Source organism: Acinetobacter nectaris CIP 110549 (assembly GCF_000488215.1).
Lineage (GTDB): Bacteria > Pseudomonadota > Gammaproteobacteria > Pseudomonadales > Moraxellaceae > Acinetobacter > Acinetobacter nectaris.
Genome location: NZ_KI530712.1, coordinates 1,141,952 through 1,168,039 on the forward strand (window position 1 = coordinate 1,141,952; position 26,088 = coordinate 1,168,039).

Consider the following 26,088-nt stretch of genomic DNA (forward strand, 5'->3'; position numbering starts at 1 on the left):
TGTTTTAGGCTGAATGTCTAAGTAGAATGACAGCACCTGTCACCAAAAGGTTAACGAGTGCAAGTGGCAAACATACTTTCCAGCCAAAATTCATGACTTGGTCATAGCGTGGGCGCATCAATGAACCGCGCGCAAGAATAAACATCATGACAAAAAATGCTGTTTTGAGAATGAACCAAAGCGCTGCTGGAATAAACGGTATATCAAGATTAAATGGCGCTAACCATCCACCAAAAAACAGCGTCACAATTAATGCTGATATCACAATAATATTGACGTATTCAGCAACGAAGAACATGCCCCACTTCATACCACCATATTCGACATGGTAGCCTTCGGAAAGCTCTTGTTCTGCTTCAGGTTGGTCAAATGGATGACGGTGCGTTACTGCCACACCTGCCACCACAAACACCATAAAACCAATGAACTGTGGAATAATGTTCCACATATCGCGCTGTGACTCGACGATATCTCTTAAATTAAATGAGCCTGCAATCGCAACCACACCCATTAAAGAAATACCTAAGAACACTTCGTAAGAAATGGTTTGTGCCGATGAACGCAGTGCACCTAATAGTGCATATTTATTGTTTGATGACCAACCACCAAACAGTACTGCATAGACTGCTATTCCTGCCATGCCCATAAAAAAGAGCAAACCAATATTCATATCGGCTACCCCTAAATAAGGACTGATTGGAATAATCATAAACGATAAAACAGCTGTTGCCATTGCGACCGCAGGTGCGAGTCGGAATGTCAGTTTATCTACAAATTTAGGTGTCCAATCTTCCTTGAACATAATCTTAAGCATGTCTGCCACAATTTGTAGCGAACCAAAAGGCCCAACACGGTTTGGCCCATAACGGTCTTGCCACAACGCAAGCAAACGGCGCTCAATAAACGACATTAAGGCCGCACAAACCACCACAACCAATAAAATAATAACTGCTTGAATTACACTGTATGCAACAGGCCAGTCTGTTGCCCACTGCGGAAGTACACGTAAAGTTTCGTTCATGCCTGTGCTCCCAACGAAAGTGCTACAGGCTCTGCCCAAGAAACTGTCGGTGCTTGCCCAATTGGATAACCAATATACCCTTCAGGCAAATAGTCAATGACATGCACAGGCAACGAAATACGGCTTTCACCGACTTGAATCGTAACTTGCTGTCCATCTTGAATATTTAACCGTTTTGCATCGTGCTCACCCAAGGCAAACGTTGCCTCTGGAATACGTGATTGCATGGCAGGTGTTTTAATACTGAATTCGCCTGATGCAAAAATATGATGCATTGGAATAAGATGGAAGCTGTCTGTACGTTGGCTGGTCGCAACTGGTGTTACATAGTGGCGTGCAGGACGTTTCGGCAAAAGATCGAAAAGTCGAATACCTGAATCACCCCCTTTAAGATGGCCACCCACTTCATCCTGATATTTATTCCAAGATTGCGGTGAGTTCCAACCCGGTGCCCATGCAAACGGCACAAGTGATGATGCATCTTGTGGCCCTACATAGCCTTCCATAGAGAATGTAAGTGCAGAGTCTAAATCTACAGGCTGTTTTGGCTCATGTACTGAAATTGGCGCACGCATAGCAGTACGACCTGAGTAACGTCTTGGTTCTCGCGCTACTTTTAAACCATGAACACGATAACCTGCATTTGGTGCAACATCTTGAATCGCTTCAAGCGTTGGCACTTGTTTCACAATATGCTCAATCACATCATCTAAGACAGTCCATGACACTGACTGACCACGCAATCCCGTTTGAATTGCATGCAACCAACGCCAAGATTCTTTAATCGCATATTCAGGTTTGTAGTAACTTGGATCATAGACTTGATAAAAACGTTGTGCGCGCCCTTCTTGACTAACAACCGTACCATCACCCTCTGCAAAACTCGCAGCAGAAAGCACAATATTGGCCTGTTGAAGTGTTGCTGTTTCACTATGATCGAGCACAATAATTTGTTCAGCTTTCTCAAAAGCCGCTTGAACTTGTGCATTTGGTAAATGTCTGTACAAGTCATTTTCAACAATAACCAACGCATCGTAGGATTGACTAAGCGCTTGTTCGAGACTTAGACCATCTAACAGTGCCACACCCATCGAATTCACTTCAGGTACAACTAAACTCAAACCTGCATTATCACCTAAGGCTTGTACAAGCTCAGCCGCTGCTTCCATAATTGAGGCATCTTGTAAACTTGTCCCTGCAATAATAAGCGGTTTTTTTGCTGTTTTTAGCGTATCAGCAATGCTTTCAGCAAACGTTTTAGCATCATCATCTAGACCAACAACATGCTCACCTTTTAGTACAGATGCAATACCAAAACCTAAACGCGCGATATCATTTGGCGATGCGACAACTTCAGCCGTTGCTACATCGGCAAGGCGTGTTTGTGTTGCTGCCAAAATATAAATTGGAGATTTTTCATCTTGACCAATACGCAAAACAGGCTCCGCAAGCCATGCAGGTGTACGTGTTTTTGCAGCCATTTCTTTGGCTTTATTTTTTGCTGCTTGACGTACCGAAAGTGCCATACGTGGTGCAGTTTGCGTTAGATCTTCACCTAAAATGACAACCGCATCATAGCTTTCAATTTCACGTAGATTCGGGTTATGAATTCCTTCACTTTGTAAAATAGAAACAGCCAACTCTACAAGAGATTGCTCTTTTTGGCTCATTCCTGTCGAGTAGGATGATGTACCCACCAACTCACGCAGCGCAAAGTTAGACTCTAAGCTCGCACGAGGTGAACCAATACCGAGTACTTTTTTACCTTTCAACGTTGCAATCACTGCATCAAGCGCTTCATCTACTGAAACGCTAGAAACTTCATGTTTATTTCTAAATTGTGGCTGACGAGGACGACTGTCTAAATTGACATAGCCTGCACCAAAACGACCTTTATCACATAGAAAATATTGATTCACTTCACCATTGAAACGATTTTCTATACGGCGTAATTCGCCATAACGTTCGCCCGGAGAAATATTACAACCCGATGAGCAACCATGACAAACACTTGGTGCATACTGCATGTCCCACTTACGGTTATAACGTGCAGAATGTGTCTTATCGGTAAATACACCCGTTGGACACACTTCAGTTAAGTTACCTGAAAATTCACTTTCAAGCGTACCTGACTCAGGACGTCCAAAATACACACGAGATGCATTGGCATACACACCAAAATCTGTACCACCTGCATAGTCTTTGTAATAACGAACACAACGGTAACATGCGATACAGCGATTCATCTCATGCGCAATAAATGAACCCAACTCTTGGTTGTAATGAGTACGTTTAGTAAAGCGATAACGACGGCGATCATGCCCCGTCATCACTGTCATATCTTGTAAATGACAGTGACCACCTTCTTCACAGACAGGACAGTCATGTGGATGGTTTGTCATTAAAAACTCAACCACAGACTCACGAAAGTCGGTGGCTTCTTTGTCTTCAATTGAAATAAATGTATTGTCAGACGCAGGTGTCATACATGACATCACCAAACGCCCACGTGTATCCTCTGGGTTTGCATATTGCTTCACAGCACATTGACGACAAGAACCCACGGAACCTAAAGATGGATGCCAACAAAAATACGGGATGTCTATTCCTAAAGATAGACATGCTTGCAATAGGTTCTCTGACCCATTGACCTCATACTGTTTTCCATCGACATGTATTGTAGCCATAGTCGAATTCCTTAAGCTTGTTCAGCATGTGTCGTTTGAACAACAGGACGATCCGTCACTTTTGCTTCAAACTCACCACGCCAATATTTTAATGCGCTTTGTAATGGTTCCATTGCACCCGGTGCATGGGCACAGAACGTTTTACCAATCCATAGTTTTTTTGTGAGCTCTTGAAGATGCTGAATATCCATCATTTTCCCATCACCTGCTTCAATCGCACGTAATGCTTTTACACTCCAAGGCAAACCATCACGACAAGGCGTACACCAACCGCAAGACTCTCTTGCAAAAAACTCTTCTAAATTACGTGTCGCGGCAACCATACATTGTTGCTCATCAAACACCATGAGTAAGCATGTACCTAAACGTGAGCCTGCTTTCATAATGCTGTCTGAATCCATTGGAATATCTAAATGGTCAGGCGTTAAAAAGTCAGTTGAAGCACCACCCGGCAACCATGCTTTTAAGGTTAAGCCTTCACGCATACCGCCTGCATGCTCTTCAATCACTTCACGCGCCGTTGTACCAAAAGGAAGCTCCCAAAGTCCCGGAAAGTTTACTTTTCCAGAAGCACCATAAATTTTTGTACCAGGATCTTTAGACTTTCCTGCCGACAAGCCAACATACCACTCAGCACCGCGTAGCAAAATTGCAGGCAAGTTGTTGTATGTTTCAACATTATTGACAATTGTTGGACGACCCCATGCCCCTGCAACTTGTGGAAACGGTGGTTTTGTACGTGGGTTCGCTCGACGACCTTCTAACGAATTAATAAGTGCAGTTTCTTCACCACAAATATAACGCCCTGCACCTGTATGCACATGAAGTTCAAAATTCCAGCCGGTGTCTAAGATATTCTCACCCAAATACCCCTTGGCACGAATTTGATCAAGTGCATGATTTAGATATTGCGCAGCTTCAATATATTCACCACGAATAAAGATATAACCATGCGTTGCTTCAAGCGTATAACCTGCAATAAGCATCCCTTCAATGAGTTGATGCGGTAGCTTTTCCATGAGCAAGCGGTCTTTAAACGTTCCCGGCTCCATCTCATCGGCATTGCAAATTAAATAACGTGGCCCGCTCTGATCATTGGGTGCCATTAACGACCACTTAATGCCTGCTGGGAAACCTGCACCACCACGACCTTTTACTGTCGCAGCTTTAATCACATCTAATACTTCTGCAGGTTGCATAGTAATTGCTTTTTTAAACCCTGCATAACCGTCTAGACGCTCATAGTCGTCAAGCAAATGAACATATTCTTGCTGGCTTAAACGCCAAGTTAAAGGATGTGTTTCAGGGTTGCCATCGCCGTAAATTGGTTTTGGTGTCGTATTCATACATACTTCTCCAACAATTGTTTGACTGAGGCAACATCTACTAACCCATGTGTATCTTCATCAATCATGAGTGTTGGCCCTTTGTCACAGTTTCCTAAACAGCAAATTGGCAATAAAGTAAAACGATTGTCTGCTGTAGTTTGTCCAAACTGAATACCCAGTTCACGCTGAAATGCTTCAGCTAAAGTTTCTGCACCCATTAAAAAGCAAGCAATCGAGTCGCACAGTAAAATAACGTGCTTACCTACAGGTTGGCGGTAAATACGATTATAAAATGTTGCTACACCTTCTAAGTCAGCAGTACTAATAGTCAGCAGTTGTGCAATCGCGTTAAGCTGTGCATCATCTACCCACCCATTTCGACGTTGTACACATTTAAGTGCATCTAAAGATGCTGCACGTGGATAAGGGTAATGCCCAACATGATGTTGAATCTCATGAATTTCTTCTTGCGTTAAAATTCCCTCAACATTCACACGTGGTTTTCGATCAGTTAAAATCATCATATGTATTATCCCCTAGCGATCCACATCAGCCATAACCACATCAATGGTTGCCAAGTAAATGATTAAATCCGAAACAAGACTGCCATTAATGACAGATGGTATTTGCTGTAGATGCGTGAATGTTGGGGTACGAATACGTGTGCGATAACTCATGGTTGCTTTATCTGAAGTGAGATAATAATTACTCGCTCCTTTCACAACTTCAGCCATCACAGAAGACTCACCCGCAGGCATAACAGGCCCCCATGACACACTTAAAAAATGGGTAATTAGGGTTTCAATATCTTGTAAGGTTTTATCTTTCGGTGGAGGAACTGCCAATGCATGATCTGCTTTATATGCACCAGATGGCATATTGTCTAAGCACTGTTGTACAATTTTTAATGACTCTCTGATTTCGTGAAAATGCACCATGACACGTGCATAAGCATCGCCTTCATACTCTACAGGCACATCGAAATCATAGTTCTCATAACCACTATATGGACGGTACTTACGTACATCAAAGTCAATGCCTGTTGCACGCAGTCCTGTTCCTGTTACCCCCCATGCAAGGGCAGATTTTGCGTTATATTGCGCAACGTTGCGGGTACGTCCAATAAATACAGAGTTACGTAATGCTGCTTTGTAATACTCATCTAAACGTTTAGGCATCCAATCTAAGATGTCACGAATGAGCTTTTGCCAATTATTTGGCAAATCATGTGCTGTGCCACCTATTCGGAACCATGCAGGGTGCATACGAAACCCTGTAATTGCTTCGATTGCATCATAAATTTTTTGACGATCGGCAAACATATAAAATACAGGTGTCATTCCCCCTGCATCTTGAATCGCTGTACCAATAAACAATAGATGGTTATTAATGCGAAATAGCTCAGACATCATGACGCGAATACATTGCGCACGATCAGGTACAGTAATACCTGCAAGTTTCTCGACACCCATCACATACGGCATGTTTTGTGCGCAACCGCCCAAATAGTCCACACGGTCTGTATATGGAATAAATGAGTGCCATGTTTGACGCTCTGCCATTTTTTCCACACCACGATGGTGGTAGCCAATGTCAGGTACACAGTCTTTTACTTCTTCACCGTCAAGTTGCAAGATAATACGAAATGCACCATGCGCAGATGGATGGTTTGGCCCCAAGTTTAAGAACATGAAGTCTTCATCATCATTGCCACGTTTCAGCCCCCAATCTTCTGGGACAAAACGTAAATGCTCTTGTTCAAAATCTTGCTTCGCCTGATTTTGCATATACGGCGTGTATTCCGTTGCACGTGCAGAATACTCTTTACGTAACGGATGCCCTTCCCAATAAGTTGGTAGCAAAATACGGCGTAACATTGGATGACCATCAAAATGGATACCGAACATGTCATAAGCTTCACGCTCATACCAGTTGGCATTTGGCCAAATATTTGTTGCAGTGGGCAATTTCAAATCTGTTTCGTTTAAAGCGACTTTAATACGAATATCTGCATTGCGCTCTAGCGAAAGTAAATGATAAAAAACTGTAAAATCTGAGGCAGGGAGTCCCTCACGATGTTGACGCATACGCTCGTCTACTGCCGACAAATCGAACAGCATGACATAGGGACGTGAAATAGTACGCAAGAACATAAGAACGTCTTGCACTTGAGCACGCTCAACCCAAATCGTTGGAAAATCTTCAAACGTCGGTTGCACATAGAAGTTATCACCAAATTTGGATTTTAATTCTTCTATGATGGCAAATGCTGGGCGTGAATCAACTTTGCTTGATTCGTCTGGCATCGCAATTTCCGTTTCAGCCATTGTTTTGGCTTCCTTATTACAAATTATTATTAATGATCCTTAACGACAAATGACTCATCCAGAGTCTTTATTCTTTTCCCGTTAGAATTATTTAATTTCATCCATAGAGCGAAGATTTTTCACCGCAATGCGCTCTGCATTTTTACGGTCACGTTCTGGCATCATCTTTGGCTTATAAACTGGCTTAAGATCATCACCAATCACAGCAGAGAGCGGTCGACGCTCCAACTGAATCTGGTCTTGTAATAATAGTAAAGCTTGAATAAGTGCTTCTGGGCGAGGTGGGCATCCTGGTACATACACATCTACAGGTATAATTTTATCTACACCTTGAACCACTGAATAAATGTCATACATGCCACCTGAGTTTGCACAAGCACCCATGGAAATGACCCATTTAGGCTCTAGCATCTGTTCATATAAACGCTGAATCACAGGTGCCATTTTCATAAAACACGTGCCTGCAACAATCATTAAATCTGCTTGTCTAGGCGATGCACGAATTACTTCCGCACCGAAACGTGACATATCATGCACACCCGTCAAGGTCGTTGCATATTCGACATAACAACATGATGTCCCAAAGTTAAATGGCCAAACTGAGTTTTTTCTTCCCCAGTTCACAACACTATGGGCAACATCTTCTAGGCGGGTCATAAATACATTTTTATTCACTTCGTCCTGAAGTGGATCATCCACAATTTGTCTTTCTTGTAACGGATATTCATCCGCTTGCGGATTAGCACGGGTTAATGTGTACTTCATCCCGTATTACTCCTTGTCAGTAATGACTTTCTTTTTTACACGTGATTGGGCTGGTATATTTCCTGTTGGATCTCTTACTAACTCATCAACAGAATTGAAACGTGTGATCTGTGCAATATCCATATGCGCAGAACCAACGAGAGGTTGTTTATTTGCAGCTTTAAAACGATCTGATGGTGACCAATTTAATGCACCTGTAGATAGTGCATAAGCAAGACCAATAAGAAGATCAATCACAAAAATTGCAACGGTTGTAAAACCGAACCACCCAACATCACGCACAGAGGTTGCCCATGCGTATAGATAAAGCGCTTCAATATCAAAAATAACGAAGAAAATCGCGACGAGATAGAATTTTGCAGACAAACGCATACGTGCGCCACCTGCACCAACAACACCAGACTCAAACTGCTCTTGTTTGGCACGCCCCCATGACTTTCCACCAAGTAACTGTGGAACTGTAAGCATGAAGACGCAAAGGAATGTAACACCGATTACGAAGGCAATAGTTGCCCAATCGTCTGAGGTAATGGCACTCATGCGGGGATAACTCCTGGCTGGCCTGTTTTAAAAACAAAAATTTGTATAACCGTTCAAAAATAGCTTACAAATTAACTTTAAACAGATTTATTGTACTCATTTATTATTTTGCTTACTAGGTTATACCAAGTAGTAAAAAAGATTATAAATTAAACATTTTTATTGAAAAATACCATCTAAGACTTAGGTATATATACTTATTGATGAATACTATTATTTGTTGTAATAACCACTTTTTTTTCAATACTACATAGATTTTTTATTTTTACATCAAAATCATAAAATAATAAAAACCAACTAAAATACTTGGAATATTGCACGCCTGATATCTTATAATGATAATACTTCCTATTTAACATACTATCTATACAGAATTAAATATACAAAAAATATTTATTATTAAAATACATTTCCTATCTAATATTTATTAAAAAAATATTAAACCTCTGAATTATTAAATAATATTACATATATTTTAGCAATTTCATTACAAATCATTTCAAGATTTTTTGCTAATCTAAGCATATAAAAATAGGATAAAAAGGAACCATAATGAACCTAGAATTCACGCATAAACCAAACTACTTTTTATATGCACAACTCTTTATACGCTATACTGAAGATCAACTGCATAAAGACAAAAAAGCATCTCATTTAGATATTAGCTTTGAGGCATTGAAACATTTATTTCAAGAAGATACCGCTGCTGTTAGTACAAATCTAGATAGCATTTTACATATCGCAAGTGAGTATAAAGTAGAAACTTTATCTGGTGATCAACGTCTCATTCAGAAATATACGATTGATGTTGAAGATGAGAAAATACTTCTAGAGATTAGCCAAGAAGCTGCTCAAGCACTTATTGATGAGCAAAAACCATTAATCGCACCAAGCTCTATGGATTATAATTAGTAATCTAAAATAAAAGCGACTTTATCAGTCGCTTTTATTTGCTTTAGCAAGTTGTTGCACAGAAACCTGTCGTTGTACTGGCCATTTCATTATAAAACGTGCCCCACCTAATGCAGGACTCCGATCAACCTCTATACTTCCACCAAACCAAAAAGCAATACGGCTCACAATAGACAGTCCAAGACCATAACCACCCGAAGCACGAGTTCGACTGTCATCTAGCCGCGCAAAGGCTTCAAATACACGCTCACGATCTTCTTCAGGAATACCAGGACCATCATCTTCCACACAAACATAGGCTTCACCATCATCGTAAATACCACCACTAATGCGTACTCTCTCATCGCAATGACGGACAGCATTTCCAACTAAGTTTTGTACGACTCTATGTAAATAACGTCTTTCTGCATCAGCAACAACATCAGACGCAGGTGCAAATAGCTCAATAGTTTTTTGCGTTTTTAATGCTTGTGTTTCACGCTCAACCTGCTCCAAGACTCCTGCAATATCTATACTCTGAATATCTAGCGATGGCATGCCTTGTTCTAGCTTTGCATACGTCATAATTTCATCAATTAATGTATTCAGTGCTTCAATATCTTTATCAATCATTTCCACTTGGCTTAGGCGATAATCGTATTCTTCCTCTTCAGCAAGCATTTCCATACCAAAGCGAATACGTGCAACAGGTGTTCTTAATTCATGCGAAACTGCTCGCATCAATTCTCGCTGTGCCTCAATCAAGCGCTGAATGTGTGTTGCCATATCGTTATAACTTGAAGACAAGCTTGCCATTTCATCGGTTCCTTCAACAGGCAACCTTGTAGACATATCCCCAGTTTTAATTTTATTTAGTGCGACAATGGCTTGTTTCACTTTTCTTTGCAGTGGAAAAATAAGCACATAAACACCTAAGCTGAGTAAGAACAAGCTTAGCAATGTAATACCTGCTGCAATCTGGAAAGGCATCCAATTAAACATTGGAACAGGCCCAATCACTAAAACTTCCGATGGATTATTAGGGATTGGTGAAACAATAGATATTGTTGTACCACGCATTGTGGCATTGTCACGATACAATAAAATACTTTGGTCTTGACGTAATCGACCGACTTGCTCAGAGTCTAACCCCAAGCTCAATATAGGTTGAATTTCAATAGGATAAGAAAAGTGTTGATGTATTTTTTGTAGATATTCTTTTTCCTGACCCGGATAATAAATCAGATAATCTAGAATAAAGATAGGTAATGCTTTTATTTGCCGCTCACCAATTTTATTCACATTAATAAATAGATAATGTTTTGGGTCACTTGGTAATCCAATATAAATATCAGCAATTAATGTCTGTGCATCATAACGAACCACAGCTTGTTGGTTATCAATTCTCTTTTTTTCAGAACGAGAAAGCTCAACTTTAGCACTATCTACCAAGTAAATAGGAAGCTCAAGCAAATCCGAAGCATCTGAAATCCAGTCTTTCTTTTGTTGTGCTGTTGGCTGGCGCTCAATACCTTGAGCAATCACATAGGAAATACCATCGGTCAGTGATTCTCTGTATTCTTGGGCACGTTGGTAGTTAATGACTTGTACAAGTAAATAACCAAAAACAGCCACCAATGCAACGAGAATCACAACGCCAGCATAGATACGTAGGAATATACTGTGTTTAAACACGAACTATCTATCCTTTAGGAAAAAGCAACAGCAATAAAAATAAATGGATTACATGCCATTCGTTTCTTTAACAAACAAATAACCTTTACTACGAACTGTTTTAATACGTTTTGGATTTTCAGGATCATCACCAATCTTTGGACGAATTCTTGAAATACGTACATCAATCGAACGATCTTGACCATCATATTCGATACCACGTAAACGCTCAAAAATATCTTCACGAGATAAGATACGGCCAGCATTTGAAGCAAGTAACCACAGAAGGTCATACTCTGCACTTGTAAAATCTACAAGCTCACCATTTAGAGTTACAGAGCGACCACCATTGTCAATAACAAGATCATCAAACTCGATACGCTGAGAAACTTCATCTTCTGTCGTTTTGTCTGTACGGCGTAGTAATGCACGAATACGCGCAAGTAATACACGTGGTTGAACAGGTTTCGCAACGTAGTCATCAGCACCCATTTCTAAACCAAGTACCTGATCCATATCTTCTGTACGCGCAGTAAGCATCAGAATTGGCTGATGGTAGTGTGGACGAATTTCACGACAAACTGTTAGACCATCTGCACCAGGAAGCATAACATCAAGTACAACCATATCCGGTTGCTCTGCAATAATACGGCGAATTGCACGGTTACCATCTGGCTCAACACCAACTTCCAATCCATTACGAATTAAATATTCTTGAGTTAAACGTGCTAATCGTTCGTCATCTTCTACAATTAAAATCTTTGGTAACTTTTCTTCTTGGCTCATGTTCGCCCCCTTTTCATTTCTATATTTAGGCACTGATATTCAAACAGATACGCTATTTCATAATGAGCAATATACACATGTTTACATTGTAAACAAGATCATTTTCACCAAACTGATACACGAGAGGTGTAATCTGTAATAAAGCATTTAGTTATTGATATTTATATATTTTTATCTCTATCACTTCAACCACTAAAAAGAGTCTCAACAGCTAACAATTAAAATAAAGTTATTAATAAACATATATTTAAGTGAATTAATTAAGCGTAATATTTTTAAAAACAACTAAGCAATTTATTTTATTTTGCTAAAAATAGATTTCTCGATATACATAAAATAATATAAAAATCCCAAATAATCACATAAAACCAATGCCTTAACCCATTTATAAAGCTCATATTTTTTCTAAAAGTATAAAAAAAGCCAACTCTATGTGAGTTGGCTTTTATCAGATACATCTTATGCAAGCAAATTACTTTTTCTTTTTCGGTCCAAGTAACATGCCCATTTGACGACCTTCCATTTTTGGTGCTTGCTCAACAACACCAATTTCAGCAACATCTGCTTCAATTTTTTGAAGCTGTGCTAGACCAAGCTGTTGGTGAGCCATTTCACGTCCACGGAAGCGCAACGTAATTTTCACTTTGTTGCCATCTTCAAGGAAGCGGATAATTGCACGTAGTTTTACGTTGTAATCACCGACATCCGTACCTGGGCGTAATTTAATTTCTTTTACTTGCACTTGATGCTGTTTTTTCTTCGCATCTTTTTGCTTTTGCTTCAGGTCAAACAAGTGCTTGTTGTAATCCATGACTTTACAAACAGGTGGCTCGGCATTCGCAACAATTTCGACCAGATCAAGATCATCTTGTTCTGCAACACGAATTGCTTCAGTTAAAGGAACAATACCTTTTTGCTCCCCATCCGCTCCAATTAAGCGAACTTCTTTTGCACGAATTTCATCATTAATCGCAGGGCGATTACTTTTACCACCTTGTTGGTTACGATCAGACTGTTTAATCTTTCTTACTCCACAATGTACCGGCCGCGTTCGGCAACGGCTGTTTCCACTAAATCAACGAAAGCATCGATTGACATAGTACCCAAATTTTTTCCTGAGCGCGTACGAACATTGACAGTGCCCTCTTCAACCTCACGGTCGCCAAGCACGAGTAAATATGGAATGCGCTCTAATGTACGCTCACGAATCTTAAAGCCGATTTTCTCATTTCTCAAGTCAGAAATAGCACGAATATCGTGTTCTTTAAGTTTCTGCACCACACTTTCACAAGCTTCAGCTTGTGTACCTGTAATATTCATTACACATACTTGTGTTGGAGACAACCATGGTGGCATAAAACCAGCATAATGTTCAATAAGTATACCAATAAATCGTTCAAAACTACCAAGAATTGCACGATGTAGCATGACTGGTTGGTCACGTTCGTTATCTTCAGTTACAAATGAAGCATCTAAACGCTCAGGTAAGTTAAAGTCACATTGAATTGTACCACATTGCCAAATTCGGCCTAAGCAGTCTTTTAAAGAAAATTCAATTTTTGGACCATAGAATGCGCCTTCACCAGGTTGAAGGTCCCAGTCTAAGCCTGCTTCATCTAAAGCATCAGCAAGTGATTTTTCTGCCAAATCCCAAAGTGCATCATCACCTACACGTTTTTCTGGACGTGTAGAAAGCTTCATTTGCACATCTTCAAAGCCAAAATCTTTATATACATCCAAAGTTAGCTTAATGAAATCTGCAACTTCTTTTCCAATTTGATCTTTAGTACAGAAAATGTGCCCATCATCTTGAGTAAAGCCACGCACACGCATAATACCATGAAGTGAACCTGATGGTTCATTACGGTGACAAGAGCCAAATTCAGCCATACGAATTGGCAATTCACGGTAAGACTTTAAGCCTTGATTGAAGATTTGAACGTGACATGGGCAATTCATTGGTTTTACAGCATAGTTTCTGCTTTCAGAATGTGTTGTAAACATATTCTCAGCATAGTTTGCTGCATGACCTGACTTTTCCCATAGTACAAAGTCAACAATTTGCGGTGTGCGAACTTCTTGGTAACCATTTTCTTTTTGCACTTTACGCATATACTGTTCAAGTGCTTGATAAATTGTCCAACCATTTGGATGCCAAAACACCATACCCGGTGCTTCTTCTTGCATATGAAATAGATCTAGCGCTTTACCAATTTTACGATGGTCACGTTTTTCTGCTTCTTCTATACGTTTAATGTATGCAGCAAGTTGTTTTTTATCTGCCCAAGCTGTGCCATAAATACGCTGTAACTGCTCATTCTTTGCATCACCGCGCCAATATGCACCAGACAACTTTGTTAACTTGAATGATTTTAAGAATTTTGTATTCGGAACGTGTGGCCCACGACACATATCTACGTATTCTTGATGATAATATAGTCCCATTGCTTTTTCATCAGGCATATCTTCAACAAGACGCAGTTTATAGTCTTCTCCACGTGCTTTAAACAACTCAATGACTTCATCACGCGGTGTCATTTTTTTAATTACATCGTAGTCTTGAGCAATTAATGCTTTCATACGATCTTCAACCGCAGCCATATCATCTAATGTGAATGGACGTGGCATATATACGTCGTAGTAAAAACCTTCTTCAATCACAGGCCCAATAACCATCTTTGCTTCTGGGAACAGTTGTTTAACTGCATGCCCAACAAGATGTGCACATGAATGACGAATGATTTCTACGCCTTCATCATCTTTTGGTGTAATAATTTGAAGGGTCGAATCTTCAGAAATAAGATCACTTGCATCAACCAAACGGTCATTTACACGACCTGCAACAGTATTCTTTGCAAGACCTGGCCCAATACTCTGAGCAACGTCCATGACAGAAACTGCATGATCAAACTCTTTTTTATCGCCATTTGGCAATGTAATAATTGGCATAAGAAATCCTTAAGGAGTGATGCCCCATACAAAGGAGCATGTCACCGCGAGATTATGATCGAGGAAAAACCTCAAAATATAAAAACGGTGGTTTTAAAAATTAGAGCAATAAGTGTACACATATAAATACTTTTCTGAAAGTATTTATAAAAACTTAATTACAGGTGAAATCTTCGCTACATTAGCCTCTAGACTTTCCTTGGTCGGAAAGTAATGCGACTTGTTGAACATAATTAACAATTTTTTGACGTGCTTCTTCTAACTCTTCAGGCGTTGCCTCTAAGCTTTTATCACGATGGTAGCGAAGAACATGCTGACGTAAAGTATGCTTTTCTGTTGCATTATATTGCTTACTAAACTCGTGAATTGCTGTATCACCTTGCTCAACCAAACGATCTACCCAACGAGTTAGTAATGCTTGTTGCTTTAACCCTTGCTTTGGCGTGAGATAAGATAAAATAACAGCTTCATCTTCATTACGTAGAAGTTTACCAATACGCTGAAACTGACGGCGTCTAGCTTCAAAAGAAGTGATTTCTTGTACATCTAGCAGTGCATCAATCAATCTATCTTCTACAGGAAGTTGTTGAATCTGTTTTAATGAAAGTGTTGCAAGTTGCTCACCTAGCGCTGCCATACGTTGTACTGCACGCTTCTGCTCACTTTTACTTGCACGCCCTTCTAACGATTCAAAATCTTCATTGGTGTAGTTTTTTTGCGGTCGACGTGCCACTGTTAATCTGCCTCATAAAATTTTGCTGCGAACAAAGCTTGTACTTCGGACAAAGCTTGCTCTTCATCTGGTCCATCTACAACTAGACGTAATGTTGTTCCTTTACCTGCACCAAGCATCAATAAAGCCATAATATTTTTGGCATCAATAAGTTTTTCACCCTTTCCAATTTGGATGTTTGAGTTGAACTTTGTGGTGACTTCGATAAGCTTACCAGATGCACGTGCGTGCAAGCCAAGTTTGTTAATTACATCTACTGTTGTGTCAATCATGACCAGTGCTTCATTTCTCTGTGTAAAATTTGGATAGACCAATCTGCTTCTAACGCTTTTTTAAGTCTATCAACGATATAAACTGAACGGTGTTGCCCACCCGTACAACCAATAGATACTGTCAAATAATGACGATGACCTTCAGCAAATGCGGGCAACCATTTGTTCAAGAAATTATGAATATCATCATACATTTCATTCACTTGTTCGCTTTCTGATAAGAACTGACGAACAGGTTCATCTAATCCCGATAATTTACGCAGCTTTAAATCCCAATGTGGGTTTGGCAAATGGCGCACATCAAATACATAGTCTGCATCTAATGGAATGCCATGCTTATAACCAAATGACTGTAAAATCAAAATAAGCTTATCAGACTGCCCAAGCTTAGATAAAAGCGTATGTTTTAAGTCATGAACACTTTTATCGGTTGTATCAATATTGACAGTAGATCTTAACTGGATTGGCAATAATAAACTTTTTTCTTCTTGAATGCATTCATTTAAGCTTTTACAACGGCCACTTAAAGGATGTGGGCGACGTGAAGCACTAAAACGAGCAATAAGTTGTCCATCATTTGTACTTAAATAAATAATATCGACTGAACCATGTTTCTTTAGCTGCTCAAAGACACTCTCAAATTCTTCTAAGTCTGCCTGAGTACTACGAACATCAACACCTAAAGCCAACTGCTCAAGGTTATTCTCATGATCTAGTTTAGATACAATCTCGGGCAATAATGCTAAAGGTAAATTGTCTATACAATAGTAGCCTAAATCTTCTAGAACTTGTAAAGCAGAAGATTTCCCGGAGCCAGACTGGCCTGTAACAATCAAAATACGCTTCATCATTCTATCCTTTGACGTATCTAAGTTGGGACATTGACTCTTAAATTATCAATCAGGCGTGTTTTACCAAGCCTTGCTGCTACAAATAATACAATATCTTGATCAAAATGTAGCACTGTTTCTAGTTCAGGGGTACGTGCTTCCACATAATCAATTTCAAAGCCAGATGTCGTTAAATCATTCTTCATCTTTTCAAGAATATCTTTTAAAGCTTCTCCTTGCTCTAAAAACACTTTTGCATGATTTAAGCTAGCATATATTTGAGGCGCTAAAGCACGCTCTTCAACTGTTAAATAACCGTTTCTAGAGCTTAACGCTAAACCATCTTCTGCACGTGTCGTTGGTACGCCAATCACTTCAAGTGGCATATTTAAATCACGCACAAGTTGCTGCACAATAACCAATTGCTGAAAATCTTTTTGACCAAAGAAAGCATAATTTGGCTGCACAATATTAAATAATTTCGTGACAATGAGTGCTACACCATCAAAATGACCGGGACGTGCATGACCACATAGCCCTTGTGTTATTTCAGTGACTTGAATATTGGTTTTTCTTGGCTCTTTAGCAAACATTTGCTCTACAGCAGGTGCAAAAACAATATCGCACCCTACATCTGCCAAAAGATGACTATCCTGATCTAATGTTCGAGGATAATTATCAAAATCTTCATTTGGCCCAAATTGAGTTGGATTAACAAAAATACTTACCACTACAAGGTCGCAGATTTTTTTTGCTTCGCGCACAAGATTTAAGTGCCCTTCATGCAAATTCCCCATTGTAGGAACAAAACCAATCAACTTTTTTGCATGACGTGCTGGATTCAAAGATGCAGCAAGCCCATGTATAGTGGTTTCCGTTTTCATGTTTACAACTCTACTCGAAATGTATGTTCAGCAGCAGGAAATTCTTTTTCATGTACTGCTTGGTGATATGCTTGAAGCGCATTTAAAATTGCTTGGCTTCCAGACTGTTCCACCATGAAGTTACGTACAAACTTAGCAACACGACCAAATGTTAAGCCAAGCATATCTTGTACAACTAAAACTTGCCCATCAGTATCAGCACCTGCACCTATTCCAATCACAGGAACCTGAGGAAACCTTTCTGCAACTTCTTTACCTAATTGCGCTGGTACACATTCAAGTAAAATAATTGCTGTACCTGCCTCTACAAGTACTTCACAATCACGAATTAGTTTATCTGCAGCTTCACGTGTTTTTGCTTGTACTTTATAACCACCTAAAACATTTACAGATTGCGGTGTTAGCCCTAAATGCATACATACAGGTACGCCATTACGCGTTAATGACCGAACTGTATCAGCAAGCCATGCATCGCCCTCAATTTTGATCATTTGAGCGCCAGCTTGCATCACTTTTTTAGCATTTTTTAATGCTTCTTCTTCTGTCGCATATGCCATAAAAGGCAGATCTGCCATAATAAATGCATGCTGGTTCGCACGACGTACACATGCTGTATGGTATGCAATATCATCCGTTTCTACAGGAATCGTAGAATCATGACCTTGCATCGTCATACCAAGTGAATCACCAATTAATATGCTATCAATTTCAGCAATTTCCATTGCTTTTGCCATGCTTGAATCATAACAAGTGAGGCATGAAAATTTACGACCTTCAGCTTTATAACGGCGTAAATCACTTAAACTAATCATTGAATCTCCTAACAATATTAGCCCATATTTTCAATAATATGAATGACTAAATATTGTCTTTGTTTTCCCACCAGTTCGCCAAAGCAACTGGCTCAAGTTCAGACTGTTGTACCACGTTTAAATGACATAACAATTGATTATTTACAACTATCTTTTCATTTAAATCTAATAAAGGCAACAGCACAAAATCTCGCTCAAATAAACCGACATGCGGTACAGTTAAACGGTCATTTGATATTTCTAAATCACCGTACAAAAGTAAATCGAGATCAAGTGTTCTTTCGCCCCAACGACGCAAACGTACACGCCCCGATTCATTTTCAATACGTTGTAGCAGATCAAGCAAAGCCAAAGGCGCTAAATCTGTACGCAGTTCAACAACAGCATTCAAATAGTCAGGTTGATCTTGCGGGCCCATTGGTGGTGTAGAGTAAAGTTTTGATACCCTTACCTCACCCTCTTTTCGCAATTGACTTACTGCTTCTTTCAAAATAGCTTGAGAGTCACCTAAGTTACTCCCTAAGCCAATATAGGTTATTGTCATTGCGTTGGTCCAAACACAACTTGTGCTAGATCACGCTGAACACGCTTACGTTTTAAGATTGGATGCCTATCATCAATTCCCGTCGAATTCTGGTTTGAATCCGCTGTACGTACATTTGTTGCAGTTGTCATTCCAGTTCTTCTTGCCTTAGAACGTCTTGCACGACGAGATGTATTTTCTTTTTCAACCACTAAAGGTTCAATCGCCTGCGGGTCTGCTGTAGTTACAGTTTCTAGAGGAGCTTCTGAAGATGTCCTACGACGTTTTTTAACACGTTGACGGTTATACTTCGAAATGGCAGCTTCTTTTTCATCTATAGATAAATTCTGATAGACATCCCACCAGTGTCCCATCCCTTCAGTATCTTGATCACCTGATTTTTCACGCAATAAGAGAAAATCAAAACCTGCTCTAAAACGCGCATGGCTCGAAAGTGACTCTATCTGCTGGGGTTTAGGATTAAGCAAACGCGTTTGCATCTCCCAAACTTCACGAATAAATGTTTCGGCAAATCGTGGAATAACCGTTCGTGTACACTGTCTTTTCAGAACATCTAATCCTGCTTGAGCACGTGCTTCGGCAGGAACAAGTCCTTTATTTAGATAGAACTGTGTTCGCTCTAAAAAGTTTTCCCACAGTAAAACAGCGTAAAAGAATGCAGGATTGATGGTTTTCCCAACTTGAATTCTTTGATCTGTATTTTTTGCAGCCAAAACAATAAAATTATTTAATATCGGCTGAATATCTGCAAAGAGTTGCTTCCATACACCAAAGTCTATTAATAGTGGCAAAATACGTTGTAATTGCCCCATCGTAAATAACTTTTGTGATTCATCATAAAGTCGATGTGGTGAAATATCGCGTAGCAACATTGCCATATCAACAGTAAAAATGCTTAGAATATCATCAGAAATCTTAAAATTAAGCTTGGCTGAAAAACGCAGTGTACGTAACATACGTACAGGGTCTTCTTCAAAGCGCTTTGCAGGATCACCAAGTAGTCTTAATGTTTTACTTTTTATATCTGCAATCGCATTACAAAAATCTAAGATAATGCCTTTTCTTGGTTGATAATACATTGCATTAATGGAAAAGTCTCGTCGAGCAAAGTCTTGCTCAATCGTTCCCCAATTATTGTCACGTAGAATCATACCTTGTGCACTGGTCACCTCTTTTTTAGGTGGTGCACGGAAAGTAGCAACTTCGATTAAGTCACGTCCGATATAAACATGAGCCAACTCAAAACGTCGACCAATAATACGACAACGGCGACCGAAAACTGACTTCACCTGAGCAGGTGTGGCATTGGTCACTGCATCAAAGTCTTTGGGATTCAACCCAAGCATTAAATCACGAACACCACCACCTACGATGTATGCTTCGTAACCTGCTTTACTGAGAGCATCAATCACTTCAATGATTGAAGGGGGTAATTTCTTAATGGATAAACCATATTTTGACGCGCGTAAAGTGTGCAAAAGACGCTCTCTCCTACGTCTGTAATGAATATTTTAATAACGACTGCTCATAATAGAGCATCACCCATCAAAGGGCAATTTCTTGTATCTTATACTAAGCAAGAAACACAGTGAAACACTTTTACATAAGATTTTTTACAAAGATCATCTTTCTTATATATTCATACAAATACTACTTCATTGATTTTCATTATTTTTCATCTTTTTCGCAGCATTCCAAAGTTGATCCATTTCCATCAGTGTCAACTGATCAATCTCTTTACCATCTAGTTTTGCACTTTCTTCTATATAAGCAAAACGCTGTCTAAACTTTACAATTGTTTTAAGTAATGCTTGGTCTGAAGAAATTCCTTTTTGACGCCCTACATTAATTATCGAAAATAAACAGTCACCAAACTCTTCTTCAATATTCTGTTGATGGTTTTCTGCCAATGCTTCTTTAAACTCATTGAGTTCTTCATAAACTTTATCTATTGCATCCTGAATATGCGGAAAATCAAAACCGATACTGGCTGCTTTTTTCTGTATTTCCTCTGCTTGTACAATTGCAGGGCCATGTTTTATATCTGCTAATTGAGACGGTAATATCCCCGCTTCTTTTTTTTCTTGACGCTTAATTTTCTGCCATAAATCAGAAACCTGAGCTTCATCTAATGTATTGAATCGCTCTTTTTCAAAAACATGTGGATGACGTCGTATCATTTTCTGTTTTAATGCCTCAACAACATCATAGAAATCAAACTTCTGTTGCTCCTTATACATTTGCGATTGAAAAACCACTTGCAATAATAAATCACCCAACTCATTTTTTACCTGCTCAGCATCTCCATTCAACACTGCATCTTCAACTTCATATGCTTCTTCAATTGCATAACGCGTTAACGTTTTGGGTGTTTGCTTCTGATCCCAAGGACATTCCTCGCGGAGGGTTTCCATAATTTCAAGTAACTGCTGTACCGACATAACACTCTCTAATAAAAAAGCCAGTGAAATTTCACTGGCTCAGACACTTAATTGCCTTGCACAAGGCGACGTGCACTAATAATACCGGGCTGTTGCTCTAAGCGTGCAAGGAGGCGTGACAATTGCGCTAAACCTTTCACCTCTATAAGCAACTTCATATTTGCAATACCATCATTTTCAGAAATGGTATTTACCTGACGAATATTAATTTGATCTGCAAAAATCACTTGCGTTAAATCACGCAATAAACCACGGCGATCATAAGCCTCAACCACAATTTGAATACTCTGACCGCGTGTGGGTTGCAACTCCCAATCTGCATCAACCGCACGTTCAGGCTCTTGCGTAATCATACGGTTATAATCAGGGCAGCCCTTTTTATGAATGCTAACACCGCGGTTTAAAGTAATATAACCACCGATCATCTCACCATGTACAGGCTGACAACACTGTGCAATATGCAGTTCAACATTATCTAACCCATCCACCAAAATACCATGCGCAGATAAAGTATGGCTTGCACGTGGATTCAATGCAGGCTTAAGTATCAGCTCAGGTTCATCTTGGTCAATATTCATATGACGATTAACTTGATTCATTAAGCCATGAAGACTAATGTCTCCACTCACCAAACCAATCAGTACATCATCGCCAGATTTTACATTGAAGTGTGCACAGTATTCATTTAAGTCAATACTTTTCGGATGAATCGCAAGACGTTGTAATTCTTTTGTGAGTAGCTCTTTACCCACTTCTAAATTTTTACTGCGATCTTGTTGTCTAAACCAATGACGCAACTTATCTCTAGCGCGTGCCGTTTTGATATAACCCAATGAGCTAACCAACCAATCACGATTTGGGTCACGATCTTTTTTGGTTAAAATTTCAACCTGTTCACCTGTTTTCAACGTATAGGTTAAAGGTACATAACGTTGATTTACACGTGCTGCATAGCAGTGATTACCCACCTCTGTATGCACATGATACGCAAAGTCTAAAACCGTCGAGCCACGTGGTAACTCTTTAATGTCACCATCTCGGCTAAAAACATAGATCTTTTCAAAATCCTCAAAATCTTGAATTTTCTCAAAGTCATCTTCTTCGTCATCTTTAGCATGCGCACTTGCTTCATTACGCTCTTGATAATGCTCTAATACTGCACGTAGCGAATGCAAACGATGATTAAATGAGAAATCTGTTGCTTTACCACCCTCTTTATAGTTGAAGTGTGAGCAAACGCCTAGCTCTGCCTCTTCATGCATTTCGTGCGTACGCACTTGAATTTCTAAAGACTTATTTTCTGCAATCACTGCTGTATGTAGCGAACGATAGCCATTGGCTTTTGGATTGGTAATATAATCATCAAATTGATGAGGAATGTGCCGCCAAATTTGATGAACAATACCTAAAACGTGATAACACTCAGGTACAGTATTCACAAGAACACGTAATGCTCGAATATCATAAAGTTGATCGAAGCTGAGGTTTTTACTCTTCATCTTACGATAAATCGAGTAAATGTGTTTTACACGACCACTAATATCTGCCTCGATATGAATCTTACCAAGCTCTCCTTTGAGTTGCTCAACCACAGACTCAATATAGTGTTCTCGCTCTAAGCGTTTCTCATTTAAGAGTTTTGCAATTTCTTTATAGCGATCAGGTGCCAAATAGCGAAATGCGAGGTCTTCTAGCTCCCACTTTAATTGTGCAATCCCAAGTCGATGTGCAAGTGGCGAGTAAATCGTTAATATTTCTCGTGCAACACGCTCTTGACGCTCTTTAGGCGACTTTGCCAACTCACGCAGCTCGAATGTTCGTTCGGCCAGTTTAATCAGTACAACGCGAACATCTTCCGTGACCGAAATCAGCATTTTATAAATGCCTGTTAAATGCTCACGTTTGTTATTATTAAAATGATCTTCTAATCGTTTATTCTGTTCAATGAGGTCTGACAATTTCCCCATTGCCATTGTACCTTGCACAAGCTCTAAAACTTCCTGACCATAATATTCGCCCACTTCTTCCAAAGAAGTCAGTCCTTCACGAACACTACGATAGAGCACGGCTGCAATAAGTGTTGCTTCATCTACATATAAATGTGCCAAGATGTCTGCAATACCAATACCTGTAATAAACGTATTATTACGCCCAGTCTTTTCTGTTTTTAATCCTTTTTCTAAAGTTCGACATGCAACCTCCTCTAACCGAATAAGCTCCCCATCGGTCTGCTGCCTTACACGATTTAACCACTGGGCTAAATCTTGCTGTTGTAAGGCATGCTCTACAGCCGTTTCCTCTGAAGACTGCGTCAGTCGTTCAGGTAGCTGTTCACGTACTGTGACCATACCTATCTCCTATTATCATGTCATTCACTTTCGTTGTAATGCTGTTCTATTTTTTCAAACAAGGTAATTGATTCGACATGACTTGTATGTGTAAACATGTCCATTACACCTGCTTTTTTAAGTTGATAACCATGCTGCACAAGAATACCTGCATCTCGTGCCAAAGTAGCGGGATCACACGAAACATACACAATACGTTTCGCATCAAAATTCGCAATATAATTCATAACTTGTTCCGCACCTGCACGTGGCGGATCTATCAATAATGCGTCAAAACCCTGTTTTGCCCAAGGTTGTTTTGAAAAATCTTGGGTTAAGTCTTGTGAGTAGAATTGAATATGCTCGATATGGTTCAATCGTGCGTTTTCCTGCCCACGACGTACCATTTCTTCACTGCCTTCGACCGCAATCACTTGCCCCGTTTCCCCAACACCACGCGCAAGTGGTAAAGAAAAATTTCCTAAACCACAAAATAAATCTAGTACACGTTCACCTGCCTTGAGTTCAAGCAAGTTACATGCCAAAGAAACCATCTGCTGATTAACCTCAGCATTCACTTGTGTAAAGTCTGTAGGTGAAAATTTTAATTTTAAATCAAATACATCTAATGAATAAAATAATGGCTGATCATCTTCATCGTTGATTTGAACACGATAAGCACTATCAGCACCTTTTGGTTGTAAATATAATTGCCAGTTTCGCTGTGCTGTAAAGTGTTGTAATGCTATCTGATCCTGTTTACACAATGGTGCTGTATGTCGAACAAGTAAAGAAACACTTTCATCTCCCATGCCGAGTTCAATATGCCCAATCTCAGACTTACCTTTTAACTGACCAAGCAGCGCTTTAATTTCAGGAAGCGCACGATTCAGCTTCACATGTAAAACAGGGCAATGTTGAATATTTACCAAACGATTGCTTTGTCTTTCCCTAAAACCAAACATAAACTTCTGATTTTTTTCGATATAACGTACACCTATACGTGCACGGCGACGATAATCTTGGCGTGTACTGCGTATTGGACTCAACCAATCAATTGGTGCCAAACCCGCAAAATGTTGAAAGTGCGATTGTAAAACATCTTGTTTAAAGCGAATCTGCTCATCTGCATGCATATGCTGCAAACTACAGCCTCCACAGGCTTGGAAGTGGTCACATATTGGAGAGGTACGATACTTTGATGGCTCACCAATCACTTCTACAGCATCGCCCTCTTCATAGCGTTTGCTCTGCTTAGTGACATTAACTTGCACGCGCTCTTCAGGGAGTGCAAATTGAATAAAAACTTTTTTCCCATCCTTTTCTATTGGATGTTCAGCATCATGGGAATAATGAGCGATACCTCGTCCCTCATGAGACAATGCCTTAACATCAAACAAATAAGTTTGTGCTGTATTGAGACGAGGTTTGGCAATATGTTTCAAAACTGAACCTAATTTAATGATGAAAAAATGTTGAACTGAACGCGGTGCTTTTCGCACTTCGCTCCCAATTCTTTAAAAATTCTTGATGCTTGGGCCTATCCTGCAAATGCTGAATCGTTTGCTGTACCATATTTGTATGCTCATTTGGCAACAACTGCCCCTTCAGCATGACCCAACGTAAATAAATCAGCCATGTGTTTATCACATCGCCCTCACAATAGGTTTCTAATTCAGTCCACTGTTCTAGTTTTACTTGCTCTGGCACCAAATAACCTGCACCTTCTCGCTTTCCGGGCAACCCTAGAAATTGTGCAATATCATCAAGTTTTTGAAAGTTACGACCATTAAACATCGCCATCACATCCATTAGGTCGACATGCTGATGATGGTATCTATTTTGATAATTGCTAAAACGACGTTGTTGGTCTAACTCACCCTGATCAAATAAGTTAGGTGCAGATAAGCCATGATACATCGCACGATAAGCGATTACCGGTAAATCGAACTGTGAGCCATTCCAACTCACTAAAACAGGACGACGTTTCTCAAAAATAGATAAGAATTTTTGTAAAATGCCAAGTTCGGTATTATCTTGTTGGCTAAATGAGAACAATCTAAAACCTTTCTCATCAATCCATAATCCCGAAATACAAACAATCTCGTGCAACGGTAAACGCTGAAAGTCTGTTCCGACATCTTGGCGACGTAGTTTATTTAATGCCTGTTCTACACCTTCAGCAGATAAATGACTGAGCCCATATAAATGAGCACCTGCTTTTAAATCTGTAATGGTTTCAATATCAAATACCAGTATCGGTAAGCGCATATTTTG

At 39.7% G+C, this 26,088-nt stretch carries 23 protein-coding genes; 1 reads left to right on the forward strand and 22 read right to left on the reverse strand.

Features of this window, described 5'->3' with window-relative positions; translation table 11 throughout:
* Nucleotides 1–4 precede the first annotated feature (4 nt).
* From nuoH to ndhC, 7 genes are all read right to left on the reverse strand, one after another.
* The gene (gene nuoH / locus P256_RS05650) at nt 5–1,021 is read right to left on the reverse strand and encodes an NADH-quinone oxidoreductase subunit NuoH (protein WP_023272728.1); all 1,017 of its coding nucleotides are present in this window, start codon (nt 1,019–1,021) and stop codon (nt 5–7) included.
* Nucleotides 1,018–3,708, reverse strand: a complete 2,691-nt coding sequence (nuoG, locus tag P256_RS05655) for an NADH-quinone oxidoreductase subunit NuoG (protein ID WP_023272729.1) — start codon at nt 3,706–3,708, stop codon at nt 1,018–1,020. The genes nuoH and nuoG overlap by 4 nt, the downstream gene beginning before the upstream one ends.
* A gap of 11 nt (nt 3,709–3,719) precedes the next feature.
* Nucleotides 3,720–5,054, reverse strand: a complete 1,335-nt coding sequence (gene nuoF, locus P256_RS05660) for an NADH-quinone oxidoreductase subunit NuoF (RefSeq protein WP_023272730.1) — start codon at nt 5,052–5,054, stop codon at nt 3,720–3,722.
* On the reverse strand, nt 5,051–5,560 hold the full coding sequence (gene nuoE, locus P256_RS05665; RefSeq protein ID WP_023272731.1) for an NADH-quinone oxidoreductase subunit NuoE: 510 nt from the start codon (nt 5,558–5,560) through the stop codon (nt 5,051–5,053). The genes nuoF and nuoE overlap by 4 nt, the downstream gene beginning before the upstream one ends.
* 12 nt (nt 5,561–5,572) lie before the next feature.
* The gene (gene nuoC / locus P256_RS05670; protein ID WP_023272732.1) at nt 5,573–7,363 is read right to left on the reverse strand and encodes an NADH-quinone oxidoreductase subunit C/D; all 1,791 of its coding nucleotides are present in this window, start codon (nt 7,361–7,363) and stop codon (nt 5,573–5,575) included.
* Nucleotides 7,364–7,450: 87 nt separating this feature from the next.
* Nucleotides 7,451–8,128: a NuoB/complex I 20 kDa subunit family protein gene (locus tag P256_RS05675; RefSeq protein WP_023272733.1), complete on the reverse strand. Its 678-nt coding sequence runs from the start codon at nt 8,126–8,128 to the stop codon at nt 7,451–7,453.
* A 6-nt stretch (nt 8,129–8,134) separates the two neighbouring features.
* Nucleotides 8,135–8,668 carry an NADH-quinone oxidoreductase subunit A gene (gene ndhC / locus P256_RS05680; protein WP_023272734.1) on the reverse strand — a complete coding sequence of 178 codons (534 nt, stop codon included), beginning with the start codon at nt 8,666–8,668 and terminating at the stop codon, nt 8,135–8,137.
* Between the two features lie 552 nt (nt 8,669–9,220).
* Here ndhC and P256_RS05685 point away from each other — a divergent pair.
* A complete protein-coding gene (locus tag P256_RS05685) occupies nt 9,221–9,580 on the forward strand; it encodes a hypothetical protein (RefSeq protein ID WP_023272735.1) in 360 nt (119 codons plus the stop codon).
* Between the two features lie 24 nt (nt 9,581–9,604).
* On the opposite strand, the gene bfmS is transcribed toward P256_RS05685, so the two are convergent.
* The 15 genes from bfmS to P256_RS05760 all read right to left on the reverse strand — a co-directional run bounded on the left by bfmS (nt 9,605) and on the right by P256_RS05760 (nt 26,082).
* Complete coding sequence (gene bfmS / locus P256_RS05690; RefSeq protein ID WP_023272736.1) at nt 9,605–11,254, reverse strand: sensor histidine kinase BfmS; 1,650 nt, start codon at nt 11,252–11,254, stop codon at nt 9,605–9,607.
* Between the two features lie 48 nt (nt 11,255–11,302).
* On the reverse strand, nt 11,303–12,019 hold the full coding sequence (gene bfmR / locus P256_RS05695) for a response regulator transcription factor BfmR (protein ID WP_023272737.1): 717 nt from the start codon (nt 12,017–12,019) through the stop codon (nt 11,303–11,305).
* A gap of 472 nt (nt 12,020–12,491) precedes the next feature.
* On the reverse strand, nt 12,492–13,040 hold the full coding sequence (gene infC, locus P256_RS05700; RefSeq protein WP_081401724.1) for a translation initiation factor IF-3: 549 nt from the start codon (nt 13,038–13,040) through the stop codon (nt 12,492–12,494).
* 5 nt (nt 13,041–13,045) lie between these two features.
* Nucleotides 13,046–14,968, reverse strand: coding sequence for a threonine--tRNA ligase (gene thrS, locus P256_RS05705; RefSeq protein WP_023272739.1), 1,923 nt, complete (start codon nt 14,966–14,968; stop codon nt 13,046–13,048).
* 181 nt (nt 14,969–15,149) lie between these two features.
* Nucleotides 15,150–15,701, reverse strand: a complete 552-nt coding sequence (yjgA, locus tag P256_RS05710; protein WP_023272740.1) for a ribosome biogenesis factor YjgA — start codon at nt 15,699–15,701, stop codon at nt 15,150–15,152.
* A 2-nt stretch (nt 15,702–15,703) separates the two neighbouring features.
* A complete protein-coding gene (locus P256_RS05715; RefSeq protein ID WP_023272741.1) occupies nt 15,704–15,973 on the reverse strand; it encodes an HPr family phosphocarrier protein in 270 nt (89 codons plus the stop codon).
* A complete protein-coding gene (gene rapZ, locus P256_RS05720; RefSeq protein ID WP_023272742.1) occupies nt 15,970–16,821 on the reverse strand; it encodes an RNase adapter RapZ in 852 nt (283 codons plus the stop codon). Before rapZ ends, P256_RS05715 begins: the two co-directional genes overlap by 4 nt.
* 20 nt (nt 16,822–16,841) lie before the next feature.
* On the reverse strand, nt 16,842–17,687 hold the full coding sequence (gene panC / locus P256_RS05725) for a pantoate--beta-alanine ligase (RefSeq protein WP_023272743.1): 846 nt from the start codon (nt 17,685–17,687) through the stop codon (nt 16,842–16,844).
* Nucleotides 17,688–17,689: 2 nt separating this feature from the next.
* Nucleotides 17,690–18,499, reverse strand: coding sequence for a 3-methyl-2-oxobutanoate hydroxymethyltransferase (gene panB / locus P256_RS05730; RefSeq protein ID WP_023272744.1), 810 nt, complete (start codon nt 18,497–18,499; stop codon nt 17,690–17,692).
* 46 nt (nt 18,500–18,545) lie between these two features.
* A complete protein-coding gene (gene folK / locus P256_RS05735) occupies nt 18,546–19,043 on the reverse strand; it encodes a 2-amino-4-hydroxy-6-hydroxymethyldihydropteridine diphosphokinase (protein WP_023272745.1) in 498 nt (165 codons plus the stop codon).
* Complete coding sequence (pcnB, locus tag P256_RS05740) at nt 19,040–20,521, reverse strand: polynucleotide adenylyltransferase PcnB (protein ID WP_023272746.1); 1,482 nt, start codon at nt 20,519–20,521, stop codon at nt 19,040–19,042. The genes folK and pcnB overlap by 4 nt, the downstream gene beginning before the upstream one ends.
* A 177-nt stretch (nt 20,522–20,698) precedes the next feature.
* Complete coding sequence (gene mazG / locus P256_RS05745; RefSeq protein WP_023272747.1) at nt 20,699–21,484, reverse strand: nucleoside triphosphate pyrophosphohydrolase; 786 nt, start codon at nt 21,482–21,484, stop codon at nt 20,699–20,701.
* A gap of 47 nt (nt 21,485–21,531) precedes the next feature.
* The gene (locus tag P256_RS05750) at nt 21,532–23,832 is read right to left on the reverse strand and encodes a RelA/SpoT family protein (protein ID WP_023272748.1); all 2,301 of its coding nucleotides are present in this window, start codon (nt 23,830–23,832) and stop codon (nt 21,532–21,534) included.
* Between the two features lie 20 nt (nt 23,833–23,852).
* Complete coding sequence (gene rlmD / locus P256_RS05755; protein WP_040331847.1) at nt 23,853–25,256, reverse strand: 23S rRNA (uracil(1939)-C(5))-methyltransferase RlmD; 1,404 nt, start codon at nt 25,254–25,256, stop codon at nt 23,853–23,855.
* 13 nt (nt 25,257–25,269) lie between these two features.
* Nucleotides 25,270–26,082: a 3'-5' exonuclease gene (locus P256_RS05760; protein WP_023272750.1), complete on the reverse strand. Its 813-nt coding sequence runs from the start codon at nt 26,080–26,082 to the stop codon at nt 25,270–25,272.
* Nucleotides 26,083–26,088 lie beyond the last annotated feature (6 nt).